Genomic DNA, 2,006 nt, shown 5'->3' on the forward strand with positions numbered 1-2,006 from the left:
TGTTGCTGGGAACAGTGACGGGAATTGGCGGCGGAACGCTTCGGGATGTTCTGCTCGGTGCGAATCCCATATTCTGGATCGATGCGCCCGCTTATCTGATCGCGTGCGTGGTCGTCTCCGGCATCGTGTTCTTCACTGCACACATCCCGCAGTCCCGCTACAAGCTTCTGCTCTGGTTCGATGCACTCGGTCTTGGCATTTTTGCCGTCGTTGGAGCTGAGAAAGCGCTGTTGATGGGCGCGGGCCCGACGGTCGCCATTGCGATGGGTGTGATCACAGCCACCTTCGGCGGCATATTGCGAGATCTCCTTGGAGCGGAAAGCCCGGTTGTGCTCAGCCGCGAAATATACGTCACGGCAGCTCTCGCCGGCGCCGCGACTTTCGTCGCCGGTTCTGCGGTCGGCCTGCATCGCGAGGTCGCCGTCCTCCTGGGTCTGCTCATCGGTTTTGGGTTGCGCGGCGCCGCCATTCAGCGCGGCTGGTCATTGCCGCGCTACAGATCACGCCCTGAGCGTTAGTTTGACGGTGACGGAAGCGGTAATGCCGGACTACGTGGACCATGGAGCCTGGCACGCAAGTTTAATGAGGGTGGTTTGAGTCCGGTTGTGGCCCAGGCTGTGTGAAAAGTCGCATCGCTGCTATGATTCTTCGTGTGAATCGGCGGATGGGGACGATGGATGTCGGGCTTCGTAGAGGGGATTGATCGAAGCCAAAGCAGTTTGTTTCCAGCCGAACTTGAAGACTATGTGGCTGAAGACAATCCAGTTCGCGCAGTTGACGCTTTTGTTGATGGTCTCGATCTTGGCAAGCTCGGCTTTGGGCGGGTTATTGCGCTGGAACAAGGGCGGCCCTGCTATCATCCGGCGGTCCTGCTCAAGATTTACATTTATGGCTATCTCAATCGCGTCCCATCGAGCCGCCGCCTTGAGCGCGAATGCCAGCGCAATATCGAGCTGGTCTGGCTGACGGGGCAGCTTGCACCGGACTTCAAGACCATTGCGGATTTCCGCAAGGACAATGGCAAGGCGATTCGTGAGGTGTGTCGTACCTTCGTTGCGCTGTGTCGTGAGCTTGATTTGCTGAGCGTGGCGAGCGTCGCCATCGATGGCTCCAAATTCAAAGCTGTCAACGCGCGCGACAAGAACTTCACGGAGGCCAAGATGAAGCGGCGTCTTGAGCGGATAGACGAGAGCATCGCGCGCTACCTGGCACAACTGGAGACCGCCGACCGCCATGGTGATGCGGTTCCGGAGGCAAAGGTTGCGCGGCTCAAGGATAAAATCATGAAACTGAAGGAGGAGGTTACGCGGCTCAATGCGATCAATGCCGAGATGATGAAGAGCGACGACAAGCAAATCTCGCTGACCGATCCTGACGCGCGTTCGATGGCAACAAGCGGCAAGGACACCGGTATCGTCGGCTACAACGTGCAAATTGCGGTAGACACCAAGAACCATCTCATTGTCGCTCACGAGGTGACAAACGTCGGCACGGACCGCCATCAACTCTCGAATATGGCCGAGCAGGCGCGAACCGCGATGGGCGTTGAGACGCTCGATGCTGTGGCCGATCGCGGCTACTACACGGGCGAAGAGATCCGCGCCTGCGAGGAGGCAGGCATCACCGTCACGCTGCCGAAGCCGCAGACTTCTGGTGCCAAGGCGGCGGGCCGGTTCGGTAAGCAGGACTTCGTCTATGTCGCGGCCGACGATGTTTATATTTGTCCAGCTCATGAGCGGCTGGCCTATCACTGTACGAACGTAGAGGACGGCAAAATACTGCGCCGCTATTGGACGACCAACTGTCAGGGGTGCGCTCTCAAGAGCAAGTGCACGACAGGTCAGGAGCGCCGGATCACACGTTGGGAACACGAGGCCGTGCTTGAGACTGTGCAGGCACGTCTCGATCACCATCCGGAAAAAATGGCAGTGCGTCGTTCGACAGCGGAACATCCCTTCGGCACGATCAAGTGCTGGATGGGTGCAACGCACTTTCTCACGAAACGG

General features: G+C 58.5%; 2 protein-coding genes. Both read left to right on the forward strand.

Going from position 1 to position 2,006, the window contains the following annotated elements; all coding sequences use genetic code 11:
- The coding region (locus VMT30_03555) for a trimeric intracellular cation channel family protein (protein ID HVQ44016.1) at window positions 1-518 on the forward strand (518 nt) is incomplete at its 5' end.
- A gap of 159 nt (window positions 519-677) precedes the next feature.
- Window positions 678-2,006: IS1182 family transposase (locus tag VMT30_03560; GenBank protein HVQ44017.1), on the forward strand; the 1,329-nt coding region annotated here is incomplete at its 3' end.

The sequence above is a fragment of the Candidatus Saccharimonadia bacterium genome (genome assembly GCA_035544015.1).
Lineage (GTDB): Bacteria > Patescibacteriota > Saccharimonadia > UBA4664 > UBA4664 > UBA5169.